This is a genomic window from Gemmatimonadota bacterium, assembly GCA_040388535.1.
Taxonomy (GTDB): domain Bacteria; phylum Gemmatimonadota; class Gemmatimonadetes; order Gemmatimonadales; family GWC2-71-9; genus Palsa-1233.
In genome coordinates, this window is sequence record JAZKBR010000002.1 from 884,573 (window position 1) to 901,043 (window position 16,471).

Annotated in this window: 12 protein-coding genes; 6 read left to right on the forward strand and 6 right to left on the reverse strand. The window is 65.4% G+C overall.

Annotated features, from left to right (window positions below):
• Positions 1 to 51: 51 nt before the first annotated feature.
• The 6 genes from V4558_07470 to V4558_07495 are packed head-to-tail and all read right to left on the reverse strand — an operon-like array spanning position 52 to position 7,742.
• Positions 52 to 921 (reverse strand): nitrilase-related carbon-nitrogen hydrolase, encoded by an 870-nt coding sequence (locus tag V4558_07470; GenBank protein MES2305329.1) that lies wholly within the window; start codon positions 919 to 921, stop codon positions 52 to 54.
• A 1-nt stretch (position 922) separates the two neighbouring features.
• The gene (locus V4558_07475) at positions 923 to 2,377 is read right to left on the reverse strand and encodes an NCS1 family nucleobase:cation symporter-1 (GenBank protein ID MES2305330.1); all 1,455 of its coding nucleotides are present in this window, start codon (positions 2,375 to 2,377) and stop codon (positions 923 to 925) included.
• Entirely contained in the window at positions 2,374 to 3,762 is a 1,389-nt protein-coding gene (gene hydA, locus V4558_07480) for a dihydropyrimidinase (GenBank protein ID MES2305331.1), read from the reverse strand. Before hydA ends, V4558_07475 begins: the two co-directional genes overlap by 4 nt.
• A gap of 26 nt (positions 3,763 to 3,788) precedes the next feature.
• Positions 3,789 to 5,105, reverse strand: a complete 1,317-nt coding sequence (locus tag V4558_07485; GenBank protein ID MES2305332.1) for an aspartate aminotransferase family protein — start codon at positions 5,103 to 5,105, stop codon at positions 3,789 to 3,791.
• A gap of 20 nt (positions 5,106 to 5,125) precedes the next feature.
• Positions 5,126 to 6,238: an NAD-dependent dihydropyrimidine dehydrogenase subunit PreA gene (locus V4558_07490; protein MES2305333.1), complete on the reverse strand. Its 1,113-nt coding sequence runs from the start codon at positions 6,236 to 6,238 to the stop codon at positions 5,126 to 5,128.
• A 43-nt stretch (positions 6,239 to 6,281) separates the two neighbouring features.
• Positions 6,282 to 7,742, reverse strand: a complete 1,461-nt coding sequence (locus V4558_07495) for a CoA-acylating methylmalonate-semialdehyde dehydrogenase (protein ID MES2305334.1) — start codon at positions 7,740 to 7,742, stop codon at positions 6,282 to 6,284.
• A gap of 240 nt (positions 7,743 to 7,982) precedes the next feature.
• On the opposite strand from V4558_07495, the gene V4558_07500 reads away from it, so the two are divergent.
• From V4558_07500 to V4558_07525, 6 genes are all read left to right on the forward strand, one after another.
• Positions 7,983 to 10,190 carry a chemotaxis protein CheW gene (locus V4558_07500; protein ID MES2305335.1) on the forward strand — a complete coding sequence of 736 codons (2,208 nt, stop codon included), beginning with the start codon at positions 7,983 to 7,985 and terminating at the stop codon, positions 10,188 to 10,190.
• Positions 10,190 to 10,651 (forward strand): chemotaxis protein CheW, encoded by a 462-nt coding sequence (locus V4558_07505; protein MES2305336.1) that lies wholly within the window; start codon positions 10,190 to 10,192, stop codon positions 10,649 to 10,651. The genes V4558_07500 and V4558_07505 overlap by 1 nt, the downstream gene beginning before the upstream one ends.
• A gap of 100 nt (positions 10,652 to 10,751) precedes the next feature.
• Complete coding sequence (locus V4558_07510) at positions 10,752 to 11,243, forward strand: hypothetical protein (GenBank protein MES2305337.1); 492 nt, start codon at positions 10,752 to 10,754, stop codon at positions 11,241 to 11,243.
• Between the two features lie 33 nt (positions 11,244 to 11,276).
• On the forward strand, positions 11,277 to 13,028 hold the full coding sequence (locus tag V4558_07515) for a methyl-accepting chemotaxis protein (GenBank protein MES2305338.1): 1,752 nt from the start codon (positions 11,277 to 11,279) through the stop codon (positions 13,026 to 13,028).
• A 139-nt stretch (positions 13,029 to 13,167) separates the two neighbouring features.
• On the forward strand, positions 13,168 to 14,919 hold the full coding sequence (locus V4558_07520; GenBank protein MES2305339.1) for a methyl-accepting chemotaxis protein: 1,752 nt from the start codon (positions 13,168 to 13,170) through the stop codon (positions 14,917 to 14,919).
• Positions 14,920 to 15,060: 141 nt separating this feature from the next.
• Positions 15,061 to 16,404 (forward strand): putative porin, encoded by a 1,344-nt coding sequence (locus tag V4558_07525; protein ID MES2305340.1) that lies wholly within the window; start codon positions 15,061 to 15,063, stop codon positions 16,402 to 16,404.
• The last annotated feature ends 67 nt before the right edge of the window (positions 16,405 to 16,471 follow it).

Genomic DNA, 16,471 nt, shown 5'->3' on the forward strand with positions numbered 1-16,471 from the left:
ATGGCGGATTCAGCCGCACGGACCGTGCCGAATGGCCCACCCGGTCCGATTCTAGAGCGCCGTCAGCCCCCCGTAGGTCTCCGGCCGCCGGTCACGGTAGAACTGCCAGATGTTTCTCACCTCGCGGATCTGGTCCAGATCCAGCTCGGCCGTGATCAGCTGGTCGCGGTCGCGACTCCCCTCGGCCACCATCCGTCCGCGGGGGTCGCAGAAGTAGCTCTGACCGTAGAACTCGCCGATTCGCCACGGATCCTCGTATCCCACCCGATTGATGGCACCGACGAAATAGGCGTTGGCAACTGCGTGGGCGGGTTGCTCCAGCTTCCAGAGGTATTCCGACAGGCCGGCCACAGTCGCCGACGGATTGAAGACAATCTCGGCGCCGTTCAGGCCGAGCTGTCGCGCCCCTTCAGGGAAGTGGCGATCGTAGCAGATATAGACGCCAACATCGGCATACTGCGTCTTGAACACGGGATAGCCCAAGTTGCCGGGCTTGAAGTAGAACTTCTCCCAGAAGCCGGGGCCGCAGTGCGGAATGTGGTTCTTCCGGTACTTGCCGAGGTAGCGGCCATCCGCGTCGATCACGGCGGCGGTGTTGTAGTAGATCCCCGAACCATCCTGCTCGTAGATCGGCACGATGATCACCATCTGATGGCGTCGCGCCACTTCCTGCATCAGCCGCGTGGTATGTCCATCAGGGATCCCTTCGGTGGTGTCGTACCAGCGAGTCGTTTGCTCGGCGCAAAAGTAGGGGCCGGTGAAGATCTCCTGCATGCAGAGGATCTGGACGCCTTCGCGGCCAGCACGCTCGATGATCTCCAGATGCTTGTTGATGTTGGCATCGCGGATGATCTCGAGGTTCTCATCGGTGCTGCAGGCGTGCGATGCCTGGATCAGGCCGCACTTGACGGTTCGGGCCATGTCAGCGCTCCACGGAAGGACTGGGCCGGGATGGCCACATCAATTTCAGGTAGATCAGGAAGGAGAGCGCAAAGGTGACGAACCAGGCGTACTGATACAGATGGTCGAAGAGCCCCGGGTCCGCGACCACGCCGCCGGGTGTGCTCACTGCATGGATAAAGCCGGGAATCACTGGCAGGACACCCACAACCAGCGCGACGATGGCGTGCGGGTTCACGCCGTGTCGGTAGCTGTAGATGCCGTTGACCTGGAAGAGCGCCGTCACGTCGAGCTGCTGTCGGCGAATGACCCAGTAATCCGCAATGAGAATTCCGCCGAGCGCACCCATCAGCGAGGAGTACCCCAGCAACCAGGTGAAGATGTAGGCCGCCGCATCGGAATACAGCCGCCACGGCATCATCAGCACGCCGATGACGGCCGTAATCAATCCGCCAGTGACATAGGAGATGCGGCGCGGTGCAAGATTGGAAAAGTCGTTGGACGGTGAAACGACATTGGCGGCCATGTTCGTGGTGAGCTGCGCCGCCAGGACCACCAGGGCCGCGAAGATGATGACACCGGTTCCGCCAATCCGGCTCACCAACACGACAGGATCCCAGATCGGCTCGCCGAAGATCACGATGGTCGCGCTGGTTACCGCCACGCCGATGAACGCGAAGAGCGTCATCGTGGTGGGAAGCCCGAGCGCCTGGCCGAGCACTTGCGACCGCTGGCTCTTCGCATAGCGCGTGAAATCGGGAATGTTGAGGGAGAGCGTCGCCCAGTAGCCGACGTTCGCTGTGAGCGCCGCGGGAAAGATGGTCCAGAACGCCGCGTGACCGCCTTGCAGCTTCTGTGACTGCGTCAGCACGTTGGCGAGGCCGCCCCCGTGACTGATGCCCCACCAGAGCAGCAGCAGGCCGCCGCCCAGGAGCAACGGTGCCGACCAGCTTTCGAGATGCTTGATCCCCTCGGTGCCGCCGATGATGATCGCGACCTGCACCATCCAGAATGCCGCGAACGAGAACCAGATGCCGTTGGCGAGGCCGCTCCACGATGGAAAGGCCACGCCCAGCAGCAGGTTGAGCGCGAGGGCGCCGATCCAGGTCTGGATGCCGAACCAGCCGCACGCCACGGCGGCGCGCAGGATCGCCGCGACGTTCGCGCCGCGCACCCCGAACGACGCGCGGCAGAGTACCGGAAAGGAAATGCCGTAACGCGTGCCGGCGTGGGCATTGAGCACCATCGGAATCAGCACGATCACGTTGCCGAGAAGAATGGTGAGCATCGCCTGCCACCAGTTCATCCCCTGCTGCATCAGCCCCGAGGCCAGGGTGTAGGTGGTGATGACGACACTCATCCCGATCCAGAGCGCGGCGATGTTGTAGGTCGACCAGGTGCGCCGCTCGGGCGAGGTCGGCGAGAGGTCCTCGTTCCAGAGCGGCGAGTAGCGGATCTCCTCGTCGGTGGCCCTCACTGCAGCCCGGCCGTCGTACGAGGAAGCCAGCGCCCGCGACCTGCCTTGCCGACAACGCGATAGTTGTCGACGATGATTTCGCCTCGCGACAGTGTGGTCCTCGCGAAGCCCGCGAGTGGCCATCCCTCGAAGGGAGACCAGTCGGCATTGGTCTCCATTGTGTCAGGATCGACCGGGAGCGTCGAGGTGGGGTGGATGATGGCAATGTCGGCATCGGCGCCAACCTGGATGGCGCCCTTCTTCGGAAAGAGCCCCATGATCTTTGCCGGATTGGTGCTCAGCTTCTCGCACATCTCCTCAAGCGTGAAGCGACCGCCGAGGACTCCACGCGTGTAGCTGAGCGGGAGCAGTGTCTCGAGCCCCGGCATTCCCATCGGGATCTTGGTCCAGTCGCCCTCCCACATCGCTTTCTGTTCCCGCGAGAAGGTGCAGGTGTCGGTGGAGATCACCGAGACCTCACCCTGCCTGAGGCCGGCCCAGAGCCGCTCGACGTCGGCCGGCTTCTTGAGTTGCGGACAGCAGGCGAAGAGGTGGCCGTCCTCGCGGGCGAAGACGGAATCGTCGAGCACGAGATACTGCACGCAGGTCTCGGCCAGCACGGGTACGCCACGCGCCTGGGCCGCGCGGATGATGTCGGCGCCTTCGGCCGTCGACATATGCACGATGTAGAGCTGACCACCCGTGGCCTCGCTCCATTGCACCACGCGCGAGATCGCCTCGGCCTCGATGAAGTTGGGGCGGGTCATCGGATGAAGGCGAGCCCCGTACTGCTGCATCAGCTCGGGAGTGTGATGCCGGGCAATGAGTTCATCGAGCACGCGGGCCGATTCGGCGTGCACCAGCAACATGGTGCCGTATTCCTTCATCTTCTCCAGCGTGCCGAAGAGGGCGCGATCGTCCGACTGCCACCCCTCAGACTCGTAGATCATGAACTCCTTGAAGGTGGTGAAGCCGCGATCGACCATCCCCTTGATCTGGTCGCGGTGCTCGTTCCATCGCGTGATGCAGATATGGAAGGTGTAGTCGATCAGCGCCTTCTCCTTCGCCTTGGCCAGCCAGTTGTCGGCGGCCTGGCCGAGCGACTCTCCCGCGTAGGGAATGGCGAAATCGATGACGGTGGTGACACCGCCGCGGGCCGCTGCGCGCGTGCCGGTGCGATAGTCATCGGCGGACGTGGTGCCGCAGAAGGGAAGTTCGAGGTGCACGTGGACATCGAGCACGCCGGGAATGACGAGGTGTCCGGTGGCGTCCACCAGATCGGCGCCGGTGGCATCGAGGCCAGGGCCGACGGCGGCAATCGTCTCGCCCAGAATGCCGACATCGCCGACGAACGTCCCGGTCGGGGTGACGACGGTGCCGCCCCGGATGACTCGATCGAAGCGCATGGCAGTTGCTCCCGACGGGGTAAGGGCTACGAGTGACCCACCTGGGCGAGCGCGTGGTCGAGTGCATCGAGTGCGAAGTCAGCATCGTCGCGGGTGATGCACATCGGCGGCTTGAGCCGGAGCACATTTCCCTCCAGGCCCCCCTTGCCCACGAGCACGCCGGCTTCGCGCATCGCTTCGACGATCTCGAGCGTCTCCGACTTCGCCGCCACCTTGGTCCCGCGATCGCGCACCAGCTCGACACCCAGCATCAGGCCCATGCCGCGTACATCGCCGACCATCGGGTGGCGCTGCATCAGCCGGGTGAGACCGGCCTTGAGGTGGCCACCCACGACGCGACAATTCTCCTGCAGGCCGTCTTCGTCGATGACGTCGAGTACCGCGAGGCCGGCCGCGGCCGACACCGCGTTTCCGGCGAAGGTATTGAAGTGGATGCGCTGGGTGAGCGCCTGGGCAATGTCCATTCGCGTGGTGACGGCCGCGAGCGGTACCCCGTTGCCGATCCCCTTCGCCATCGTGACGATGTCGGGGACCACGTCCCAGTTCTCGAAGCCCCAGTAGTGCGCACCGGTGCGGCCGAAGCCGGTCTGCACCTCATCGGCAATGCAGAGCCCGCCGAGTTCGCGCACGATCGCGTAGGCCTCGCGCAGATAGTTGGCCGCACCATGCGTCGTCCCGCCCACTCCCTGGATCGACTCGGCGATGAACGCGGCGACCTTTCCCGGGGTTGAATAGCGGATCAGTTCGCGAATGTCGTTGGCGCTCTGCGTGGCGATCGCCTCGGGTGTGCCCTGGAATGGCGAGCGATACGGGTCGGGGCAGATCGCGTGGTGCACGCCGACATTCGACGGCACCGGAAACTTCCAGGTCGAGTGCGAGGTGACACCAACCGCACCAGGTGAGCCGCCATGGTAGGCGTTCCGCAGGGCGATGACATCGGTGTTGCCGGTGAAGAGCCGCGCCATCGTGATCGCGAGGTCGGTTGCCTCGCTCCCGCTGTTCACGAAATAGGTGACGTCGAGACCCTTCGGCATCTTCGAGGCGAGCTTCTTCGCGAGGAGTGCCAGGTTCGGATGGAGGTACATCGTGGTCACGTGCTGCAGCGTCGCCGACTGATCATTTACGGCGGCGACAACTTTGGGGTGGCAGTGCCCGCACGACACGGTCACGATGCCGGCGAGCATGTCGAGGTAGCGGCGCCCGGTCTCGTCGAAGAGCCACTGCATATGCCCTTCGACGATCATCAGCGGTTCCCGGTACATCGTGAAGACGGCCGGGTTCGTAAACTGACGCCGCAGTTGCAGTACTTCCTCGCGCGTGGGCCCGGTGTACGGGCGTGGCACGTGCGTGCTCGGCGGCATCATCACGAGGCGTACCCCTCGACGGCTTCGAAGCCGGCGTGATAGTCGGCCTCGTTCGGCCGCCGGATCGCCGATTGCAGCACGACGCGGTCGCGGCGTGCGCCACGGAAATCCTCGATCCGGTGCCAGCCCTTGTCGGCGTGCGCCTCCAGGAAGGCGTCGAGTCCGGCGTTGAGGCGCTTGATGATGTTGGGCCCGACCGCCTGATCGAGCATCGCCGCTGTGCAGACCTGCACCGTGCCGCAGCCGAGGAGGAAGTACGAGAGCGCTTGCGAGAAATCCGAGATGCCGCCGATCCCGGAGAACGCGCCGTCGGGGAACGCCTGGGCGAGTTGCGCCATCTTGGCGAGCGAGAGTGGCAGAATCGCGGGACCGCCCATCCCGCCGCTCGACACCAGCCCATCGACATTGATCTCGAATTCGAGCGTTTCGGGGTCGATCATCGGCAGCGACGGAAAGGTGTTCGATGAGACGATGGCGTCGGCGCCGCCGCGGAAGCAGGCGCCCGCTTCGACCACGATATCCGGCGTGGCAGGCGTGAGCTTGCACCAGACGGGAATGGTTGAGACTTCCTTGACCGCTTCGGTGACTACGGAGCAGAGCCCCTGATCCTTTCCGATGTTGGACCCCATGTCGCGGCGATCCATATGCGGGCAGGAGAAGTTCAGCTCGAGCGCGTCGGCGCCATTGGCCTGACAGCTCTGGGCGAGTTGCTGCCAGTGACGCAGCTCCTTGTCATTTCCCGAGCCCGCCATGATCGACGCGACGAGGACGCGGTTGGGAAAGTTCTCCTTGATCCGGCGGAGGCGGGGCTCCCACCAGTCGAGCGCCTTGTCGGAGATCAGTTCCCAGTTCCACGAGGAGTGCAGTGCCGCACCGGGTCGCTTCTTCATCGAGACGGAGGCGTCTTCCGGTGAGGTGCGCTGGAACTTGGCCTTGGCGCCGTAGACGTTCACCACCGGATGGAGACCGATCGTCTTGGTGACGACGCCGCCCCATCCCGACTCGAACGCGCGCAGGATATTGGTTTCCGATTCCGTCGGGGGTGCCGACGAGAGCAGGAAGGGATTCTCGAAATGAATTCCGGTAAACTCGACCGAGCGATCGACCGACATAGGACCTCCTGATGCCATCACGCGCTGCCGGGCGGCAGCGCGCTCACGACATCCAGTTGATTCCGGCCTCGCGATTCCACTTGGTGGTCATCTTCTTGGACTGGGTCCAGAATTCGATGGAGCCGCGGCCGGTGATGTCACCGACCCCGAACTTCGACTCATTCCAGCCGCCGAACGAGAACGGTTCGCGCGGCACCGGCACACCGACGTTCACGCCGATCATCCCGGCGCTCGCCCGTTCCATCACTCGACGCGCCACGCCGCCGCTCTCGGTGAAGACCGATGCGGCGTTGCCGTAGGGCGAGGCATTCTCGACGTCGAGCGCCTGCTCGATGTCGCGGGCGCGGATGATCGCGAGGACCGGTCCGAACACTTCATCGCGGGCGATCCGCATGTCGGCCGTGACGTGATCAAGAATCGTCGGCCCAATGAAGTAGCCGCCCTCGCGACCCGGGACGCTCACGTTGCGACCATCCACCAGCACCTTCGCACCAGCGGCTTCGGCCTCGACGATGTAGCGATGAATGCGCGCCCGCGCTTCGGCCGAGATCACCGGACCGAGGTTGTCACCTGGGACCACGCGGCGCGCCTGCTCGACCATCCGGTTGATGATGTGATCCGTCGCGGAGACGGCCACCATCACCGACGCGGCCATGCAGCGCTGGCCGGCACATCCCGACATCGAGGCCACGACATTGCTGGCCGTCATATCGAGGTCGGCATCGGGCATCACGATCAGGTGATTCTTGGCGCCGCCGAGCGCGAGCACCCGCTTGAGCTGCTCCGAGGCACGCCGGTAGACCACCTTGGCGATCCGGGTCGAGCCCACGAACGAGATCGCATCGATCCCCGGGTGGTCGCAGATCGCCTCAACCGCTGCCTGACCACCGTGCACGATCTGCAGCACGCCATCGGGGAGCCCGGCCTCCTTGAGGAGGTCGGCGATCCGACCGGCACTCAACGGCACCAGTTCCGACGGCTTGAGGATGAGGCAGTTGCCGAGGGCGATCGCGTTCGGGATCGACCAGTTGGGCACCATGTTGGGAAAATTGAATGGCGTGATCGCGGCCACGACCCCTACCGGGAATCGCTCGATCCGGCACTCGACGCCGCGGCTGACCTCGAGCACCTCGCCGGCGGTGATCTGCGGGAGGGAGCAGGCGAATTCGGTGAGCTCGATCGATTTGAGCACCTCCGCCCGGGCTTCGGGAGCGACCTTGCCGTTCTCCTCGGTCACCAGGGCGGCAAGTTCGTCGAGATGCTGTTCAAGAAGTTGACGATAACGGAAGAAGACCTGAACCCGGTCCTTGATCGGCGTGGCCGCCCATTTCGGGAAGGCAGCCCGGGCCGAACGGACCGCCGCATCGACTTCCGCCTGCGCCGAGAGCGGCACGCGGGAAATCACGCTGCCGTCGCCCGGATTGAAGACATCAAGGAGGGCGAGGCCGCCGTTGGCCGGCACGAACGCCCCACCGATATAGTTGGCTACCACAGGGTACTTCATCCCCTGAACGTACGGCGCAAGTCGGCTGCCCGCAACAAGTTGCCGGGTCTCTCCTCGGCAGCAGTCCCCCTCTAGTCTCTCATCTCCAATCTCCAATCTCCGGTGCTGTCAACTTTCCATACAGTGGGAGTGCGGCTTCTGGCTCATGCTTTGGCCCGGCCGCCCGATAGTCAGCCCGTTAGCTCCACAGCTGCAACAGCAACTGATCGAGATCATTCGGAGGCGGGCTCAGTGAACGACATGGACGACATCCTGCGTGAGTTTCTCGTCGAGAGCAACGAGAACCTTGACCAGGTCGAGCGCGACATGCTGGCGTTGGAGCAGCAGCCCGATGACCTCGACCGGTTGTCGAGCGTCTTTCGCTGCGTCCATACCATCAAGGGAACCAGCGGTTTCCTGGCGCTGCCGGTGCTCGAGCACGTCGCGCACGTGGGTGAGAGTGTGCTCAGTCGCCTCCGTGATGGTGAACTCCGTTTCGATTCCGACATTGCCGACACCCTGCTCACGTTGAACGACGCCCTGCGCGGCATCCTGAAGGCGATCGAGGCGACCGGCAGCGAAGGCGCGACGGATCACTCCGCGTTGCTGGCGCGCCTGAATCGCCTGAATGACGGCGTGGCCGAGCCGACGCCGGTTGCGGTCACGGTGGCAACGCCGGATGCTGCGGTCGCCCCGGCGATTCCAGCTGCTGTGCCGGCACCGGCGCCCGACGCAGAAGTCGCGACGATCGTGACCCGGAGCGATTCGGCCGCGGTCGACGCCGTTGGCGTGAGCGATACCAGCATCCGCGTCGATGTGGCCCTGCTCGACAAGCTGATGACGCTCGTGGGCGAGCTTGTCCTCGCGCGCAACCAGGTGTTGCAGCACTCGGCCTCCCTCGATGACCAGACCTTCGTCGCCACTTCACAGCGCCTCGACCTGATCACCACGGAGTTGCAGGAAGGGGTGATGAAGACCCGGATGCAGCCGATCGGCACCGTCTGGTCGAAGCTGCCCCGCGTCGTGCGTGACCTCGCGCAGCAATGCGGCAAGCTGGTGCGCATCGAACTCGAAGGGAAGGACACCGAACTCGACAAGACGTTGATCGAGGCGATCAAGGATCCCCTCGTGCACATCGTCCGCAACTCGGTCGATCACGGCATCGAGACGCCGGAAGCGCGGGTGGCGGCGGGGAAGAGCGCCGAAGGTGTGCTCCGGCTCCGCGCCTATCACGAGGGCGGCCAGGTCAACATCGAGATCACCGATGATGGCGGCGGCATCAATCCGGAGCGTGTGCGGCAGACCGCCGTGCGTCGTGGTGTCGTGAGCGAGGCGCAGTCACTGCGGCTGAGCGAGCGCGACCTGGTGCAGCTGGTGTTCGAGCCCGGCTTCTCGACCGCGGAAAAGGTGACGAACGTCTCCGGCCGTGGCGTCGGGATGGACGTGGTGCGCACCAACATCGAGAAGATCGGCGGCACGATCGACCTGCAGAGTTCGTTCGGCAGCGGCACGACCCTCAAGATCAAGATTCCGCTGACGCTCGCCATCATCCCCGCGCTGATCGTGGCGGGACGCGGCGAGCGTTACGCCATTCCGCAGGTGTCGCTCCTCGAACTGGTTCGCCTCGAAGGCGAGCAGATCCGCACCTCGATCGAGATGATCCACGGCGCACCGGTCTACCGCCTGCGCGGTCGCCTGCTTCCGCTGGTGCACCTGAGCAGCGCGCTCGGGCTGGCGCCGGCGACCGAAGCGGCCGAATCGATCAACATCGTGGTGCTGCGTGCCGACGATCGGCAGTTCGGCCTGGTGGTCGACAGCGTCAGCGATACCGAAGAGATCGTGGTGAAGCCGCTGGGCAAGCGCCTCAAGGGGCTGCCGGTCTATGCCGGGGCCACCATCATGGGCGACGGACGCGTCGCGCTGATTCTCGATGTGCTCGGGCTCGCGCAAGCAGCCAATGTGCTGAGCGCCGGTGCCCGTGAGCGGGTCTCGGTGGATCACGCAGAGCGCAACGACGAGAGTCGCGCAAATCGGCAGACCCTGCTGGTGATGGCCGTGGGCGAGACGTCGCGAGTGGCGGTGCCGCTCAGCGAAGTCGCGCGCCTCGAGCAGTTCCCGTCCTCAGCGGTCGAGGTCTCCGGCAATCGGCGCGTGGTCCAGTATCGCGGACGCATCATGCCGCTGCTCGACATCGCGCACTTCCTCGGCGCACCGCCGACGGATCTCCCTGACATGATGTCGGTGGTGGTCTACCAGTCGGGCGATCGCAGTGTGGGTCTGGTGGTGAGCGAGATCGTGGACATCGTGGAAGAAGCGATCACCGTGCGCGACACGATGCCGCGTCGCGGCACGCTGGGCGCCGTGGTGGTGCAAGGCAGCGTGACCGACCTGCTCGACCTCGAGGCGCTGGTCCGCAATGCCGACCTGTTCGCCAATGACTTCGGATCGCCAGTGGCGGAGGCCGCCTGATGCAACCCGACAGCACTCGTCATTTCTGCACCTTCTTTGCTGATGGACTCTACTTCGGCGTCGAAGTCGAACGCGTGCAGGAAGTGATTCGCTACCAGCCGATGACCAAGGTTCCGCTGGCACATGACGTGCTTGGTGGATTGATCAACCTGCGTGGACAGATCGTGACGGCCGTCGACCTGCGTCGTCGTCTCGACCTGCCACCACGAACCGACGATCGCCTGCCGATGAATGTGGTGATCCGGAATGACGACGGCGCGGTCTCGCTGCTGGTGGACGAGATCGGTGATGTGATCGCGGTGGAGGCCTCCGCCTGGGAGCCCCGCCCCGACACGGTGCGCGGCGAATCGCGCGACCTGATCACCGGCGCCTACAAGACTGCCGATCGACTGCTGCTGGTGCTGGATACCGACCGGGCGATTACCCCCGGCGAGTTGAGCCCGGTCGCGGTCGCATCGTAACGAAGGGGTCGCAACGACACGCTGCACTCGTCCTAGCGACCGTACCGCGCGAGCCATGATGGCTCGCGCCATCACACCCAGTTGGTCGGAGGGATCCTCAATGCGCGTGTTCATCCTGTCTGGATTGCTGCTCGGAAGCCTCGCTGGTACGGCGAGCGCACAACTGCCACCCCGCAAGACCGTCGCGGTCGCCGTCGATGCCACGGCTCGCCTGCTCGTGGCCAATGCCGTCGTCGAAGGCGATTGCACCCCGGCCGACGCGCTCGCCTTCTCGGGAGCCATGCGCGCCCAGCTCGGCAAGTCGCTCGACGGCAAGGTGGTCGTGGTCACCCGGGACAAGATGAACGACGCCCTGAAGACCTTCGGCTACGAAGCCGATGAATTGCTGCCCGAAGCGACGGTAGCGCCGCTCGCAGATGCACTGAAGGCAGGAAAGGTGGTAACGGCGAAGCTGAGCAAGGGTGCCAACGGCCTGCTTTCGGTGGTCGCGACCGTGAAAGGGAAGGGAGACGTGACGGCCACGCAGGAAGCCGGGCAGAGCACCGCCGCCTTCGGCGATGCGGTCGCGCTGCTGGTCAAGGCCAGTCTCTAACTCACCTCGACACTCGCGACGGAGAGCATCGGCATGAAGCGGTTCAACGAACTCGGCATCGGGGCCAAACTCAATTGGCTCATCGCCCTTGGCGCGGTGGCGCTGGTCAGCCTGGGCGTCGTGGCCTTCAAGAGCATGAACACGGTGGGGGCGTCCGGTCAATTCGCGAAGACGACGACAGCACGCCAGAGTCTGGTGGGCGACGCGGCACCGCCGGTGCTCTTCATCTCCGAGCCGTATTCGGTGATGCTGCGGATGGCCGGTGAACTCGATCCCGTGAAGCTGAAGGGTCTCGTGTCGCAGGCGAAGGCGTTCAGCAGCGCCTATCACGCCGGCATTGCGAGCTGGCGGGATTCGCTCTCGGGGCAACCAGAACTGCTCGCGCATCTGGACAGCGTGGCCGTGCCGGGCGACCGCTTCTTCAAGGTGCTCGAGGAACAGTACACGCCGCTCATTCTCAAGGATGACCGCGAAAAGGCGTTCGATCTGGCGCGCGGCGTATTGACCTCATCGTACGAGGAGCAGGTCACCGCCATCAGCCATCTCGTGAAGGTCGCGACCGCCGAAGCGACCCAGGCAGACACCGACGCGCGGCAGGCCGAGGCGCGTGCGCGCTGGATCGTCGGTGGCGTGGCGGCAGGCGCCATTGCGCTGATGCTGCTCATCGGCACCATCATCACCCGCGGCATCGTGACGCCGTTGCGGCACACGGCCGAGCTTCTCGAGACCGTGGCCAGGGGCGACCTCACGGTCCGGATGGAAGAGCACGGCACCGACGAAGTGGGCCGGATGGCGACGGCGCTGAACACGGCGCTCGACTCGCTCCGTTCGACGATTGCGTCGATCGGCGAGAGCGCGGAGTCGCTGGCGGGCTCGTCCGAGGAATTGACGTCCGTGAGTCAGCAGATGGGCGCGAACGCCGAAGAGACCGCAGCGCAGTCGGGTGTGGTCTCCGCCGCCGCCGATCAGGTCAGCAGCAATGTCCAGACAGTGGCCGCCGGCAGCGAGGAGATGAGTGCCTCGATCCGCGAGATCGCGAAGAACACCGCCGAGGCCACGCGCGTGGCAGCGACGGCCGTGCAGGTGGCAGAAGCGACCAATCTGACCATCAGCAAGCTGGGGATCTCGAGCGCCGAGATCGGTCAGGTCATCAAGGTGATTACCTCGATTGCCGAGCAGACCAATCTCCTCGCCCTGAACGCGACCATCGAAGCGGCTCGCGCCGGTGAGGCGGGCAAGGGGTTCGCCGTCGTCGCGAACGAAGTGAAGGAGCTCGCCAAGGAAACCGCGCGTGCGACCGAGGAGATCGGCAAGAAGATCGCCGTCATCCAGGGCGATACCGAAGGGGCAGTTGCGGCGATCCGGCAGGTCGGCACCATCATCGGCCAGATCAACGACATCCAGACCACCATCGCCGGCGCCGTTGAGGAGCAGGCGGCCACGACGGCCGAGATCGGCCGCAATGTGAGCGATGCGGCGCGCGGGTCGGCGGAAATCGCCCAGAACATCACCGGCGTCGCCCAGGCGGCACAGAGCACTGCCAGCGGTGCCACCCAGACGCAGGCATCATCCGCAGAGCTGGCCCGGATGGCCACCGAGTTGCAGCGCCTGGTGTCGCGCTTCCATGTGGACGTCGATGCTCCGCGCCAGCGCGCGACCACGAAGAAGAAGCCGGCGCGCTCGGCGCCACCAGTACGGCGTCCGCAGCACGATCAGGACGACGAGCAGGGGAACGAACCGGCCGAAATCGTCGCGGGTGGAGGGTGGTTCGCCTCGCTGCGCTGAGTGGACGTCGTAGCCAGTGATTGAGCGGGCGAGGGAGCAATCCCTCGCCCGCTCAGCCTTTTGGAGATTGTGCCGATAAGGCGGGCACTCGGTGGCGCGCGCCATGCGCCGCCTGCACAATATTCGAACGGAGCAGCGGATGTCACAGTGGTTTCGGGATCTGTCGATCAAGGGCAAGCTCGTGCTCGGTTTCAGCGGCGCGGCGCTGCTGACCGCACTGGCTGGCGGTTACACGGTGACCCAGTTGCTGTCGCTGGACAACGCTGATACCCGTCTCTACCAGGAAGTGACCAAGCCGCTGACGAAGCTGGGCGAGCTGTCGTACCAGTTTGCCCGCGCGCAGGTCCGGATGCGCGACCTCACGCTGACGACCGACAGCACCGAGAAGGCGACCTATCGGGCCGACATCGACAAGCGCCTGGCGCGGGTGGACGAACTCGTCGCCCTCGTGGATTCCGAAGTGAAGGACAGTGTCGTACGCAGGGCGCTCGAGGGGTTCAAGGCCGCGAACGCCAGCTACGCTCCGCTGCGCGACACCGCCCTCGCGCTGGCGATGGCCAACAAGAACGCCGAAGCACAGGCCTACAACAAGAACCGGATCCGGGTGAAGGTGTCGCCGGTCTATGCCGCGCTCGACTCGATCGGGACCAAGATGCAGCAGGCAGGCGCGACGATGTCCGATGGTAACACCAAGCGAGCGGAGCGGACCACGATGCTCTCGGTTGCGGCGATCCTCGTCGCATTGGCAGTGGCCGTCTTGGCCGGTCTCGCCGTGGCTAATCGGATCTCGCAGCCCCTCGTTGCCGCTGTCGGTGCCCTCGAGCGGGTGGCCGCTGGCGACCTGACCGTGCGGCTGGCATCCGGCAGCCAGGATGAGGTGGGTCGGATGGCGACGGCGCTCACCGGTGCCGTGACCTCGATGCACCAGACCATTGCGACCATCGCTGGCCACGCGCAGACGCTCGCCGGTTCCGCCGAGGAACTCACCTCGGTGTCGCAGCAACTCGGCGCGAGCGCCGAAGAAACAGCGGCCCAGTCGGGTGTGGTGTCGGCAGCCGCCGAGGAAGTCAGCAGCAACGTGCAGACGGTGGCGACGGGCAGCGAAGAGATGAGCGCCTCGATTCGCGAAATCGCGAAAAGCACCTCCGAAGCGACCCGGGTCGCCGGGAATGCCGTGAGCGCTGCGGCGCGCACCAATGCCACCATCGGGAAGCTCGACCTCTCGAGCGCCGAAATCGGCCAGGTCATCAAGGTCATTACCTCGATCGCCGAACAGACCAACCTCCTGGCACTCAACGCCACGATTGAAGCCGCGCGTGCAGGCGAGGCCGGGAAGGGCTTTGCCGTCGTGGCGAACGAAGTGAAGGAGCTGGCGAAGGCAACCGCGACTGCCACCGAGGAGATCAGCCGGAAGATCGCGGCGATCCAGGGCGACACGGCGGGTGCTGTCGCCGCGATCGAGGAGATCGAGGGCGTGATTGCGCAGGTGAGCGACATCCAGACCACGATCGCCGGGGCCGTCGAAGAGCAGGCCGCGACCACGGCCGAAATCGGCCGCAACGTGACCGAAGCAGCGCGTGGGTCGGCCGAGATCGCCCAGAACATCACCGGCGTGGCGCAAGCGGCGCAGGCGACGGCAAGCGGTGCCACGCAGACGCAGGCATCGGCGGCCGAGTTGTCGAAGATGGCGGCCGAGTTGCAGCAACTCGTAAGTCGGTTCCAGGTCGATTCGCCGCGCAGCGGATCGCGCCGTGCGGTGTCAACTTCTCAGTCGGCCAGAAAGTTTGCAGCGACACCACGTGACGCGCGCGTCACGCCGGAAGCCAGTGAGGACGCGGCTTTTGCGTCGACCGGTGCATCGGTCACGGGCTGGTCGGCCACGCTGCGCTGAGCGCGCGTGGTACCACTGAAGTGCGCGGGCGAGGAGAGCTTCCTCGCCCGCTCACGTTTCCTTCATCTTCGCCGATAAGAAGCCCGGATCGGTGCACCGTCACGTCGGCGCACCACGAAAAACTCTGACCGGGTGACTCGGATGCGGACGCGATTGATCAGTGTGCTGGTGATGACGATGTGTGGCGCCGCGGCCGTGCATGCGCAGGGGCCGCAGAGCCGGCCTGCAGCAGCGGTGGACACGACGCGTGCGTTTCGCGCGACGGATGTGGCCACGCTGGCACAGATGATGGACTCGCTCGCGCACCGCCTGGATTCGCTCCGGCGCGACCTCGGCGACATCGATCGTCGCGGCAAGCAGAGCGCCGCGGGGATCGGCAACTTCCGGCTCAGCGGCGAAGTGCGCGCGCGCTTCGAGGTGACCACCCAGCGCGGCGGTACGCCGACGCGGGAACGAGCCCGCTTCCGCGCCAGGATTCACGCGACCAGCGACCTCTCGAAGACCTTCAGTGGCGGTGTCTCGCTCTCGTCCGGCCCCACCGACGAGCCGGCGTCTGGCACCCAGACCTTCACCGGGTTCTTCACCCGCAAGGTGCTCTCCTTCGAGCGCTTCTTCGTGAGCTGGCGCCCGGCTGGTGTGAAGGGCCTGGCCGTGACCGCCGGAAAGTTTCCGACGCCGTGGCTGCGGACCAACATGACCTTCAGCAATGACCTCTCGCCCGAGGGGATCAACGCGACCTGGCGCCGGAGTGGGCTGTCGCACCGCGTTGATGAAGTCGCGATCGTCGCCTTCGCCCTCCCGATGCTCGAAGTGGCATCGGGCGAGGACAGCTGGATCAAGGGTGGCCAGTTGCAGAGCCGGTTCCGAATGGCGCCGCGCACCACCTTCTCGGTTGCGCTTGGCTATATCGACGTGCGCAACGCCAATCCGCTGGCGGTCGCGGTCGGCGCGGGCACCATCAAGCCGGCATTGCCGCAGTCCAACAGCGTCGTGCTCAACGGCAGTGGGAAGGCCGCCGCCTATGGCACCGCCTTCCGTTTCGAGGATCTCCTCGCGGTGGCCGAGCGTGGTGCCGGGACTCGTTTCCCGGTGGCCCTGCAGCTGCACGCGGTCCGCAACGTGCGCGCGGCCGATGGGAAGCAGCTCGCGTGGCAGGCCGAAGCGCGTGTCGGTGCCACAGTGAAGCCGGGGCAGTGGCAGATCAGCGCCGGCGCCTATCGGATCGAACAGGATGCCGTGATCGCGGCCTTCAACGGCACCGACTATCGACTTGGCTCCAACAGCGTCGGCCAGCTGGCCTCGCTGGTCGTGCGCGTGCGCCCGGAAGTCCTGGCGACCGCAGCGTTCTACCGTGGTCGCGTGCTCGATACGCGGGCGACCCCGGAACTCGTCGCGCCGGAAGTGCGCGCCCTTTGCACCACCGGGGCGGGTTGCCGTGATCCCTATATGAGCCGTTTCCAGTTCGATCTGTCCTACACGTTCTGACCTGACGGCGCCTGGGCGCCCGCTGGTGAACGACCGACGCGCCACAGGGCGCCAGAGGATTACGACC

Bases quoted from the DNA above. Each gene is read 5' to 3' on its own strand.
- V4558_07470 (MES2305329.1), bottom strand. From the start codon at position 921: ATGGCCCGAACCGTCAAGTGCGGCCTGATCCAGGCATCGCACGCCTGC.
- hydA (MES2305331.1), bottom strand. From the start codon at position 3,762: ATGCGCTTCGATCGAGTCATCCGGGGCGGCACCGTCGTCACCCCGACC.
- V4558_07490 (MES2305333.1), bottom strand. From the start codon at position 6,238: ATGTCGGTCGATCGCTCGGTCGAGTTTACCGGAATTCATTTCGAGAAT.
- V4558_07495 (MES2305334.1), bottom strand. From the start codon at position 7,742: ATGAAGTACCCTGTGGTAGCCAACTATATCGGTGGGGCGTTCGTGCCG.
- V4558_07500 (MES2305335.1), top strand. From the start codon at position 7,983: ATGGACGACATCCTGCGTGAGTTTCTCGTCGAGAGCAACGAGAACCTT.
- V4558_07505 (MES2305336.1), top strand. From the start codon at position 10,190: ATGCAACCCGACAGCACTCGTCATTTCTGCACCTTCTTTGCTGATGGA.
- V4558_07510 (MES2305337.1), top strand. From the start codon at position 10,752: ATGCGCGTGTTCATCCTGTCTGGATTGCTGCTCGGAAGCCTCGCTGGT.
- V4558_07515 (MES2305338.1), top strand. From the start codon at position 11,277: ATGAAGCGGTTCAACGAACTCGGCATCGGGGCCAAACTCAATTGGCTC.
- V4558_07520 (MES2305339.1), top strand. From the start codon at position 13,168: ATGTCACAGTGGTTTCGGGATCTGTCGATCAAGGGCAAGCTCGTGCTC.
- V4558_07525 (MES2305340.1), top strand. From the start codon at position 15,061: ATGCGGACGCGATTGATCAGTGTGCTGGTGATGACGATGTGTGGCGCC.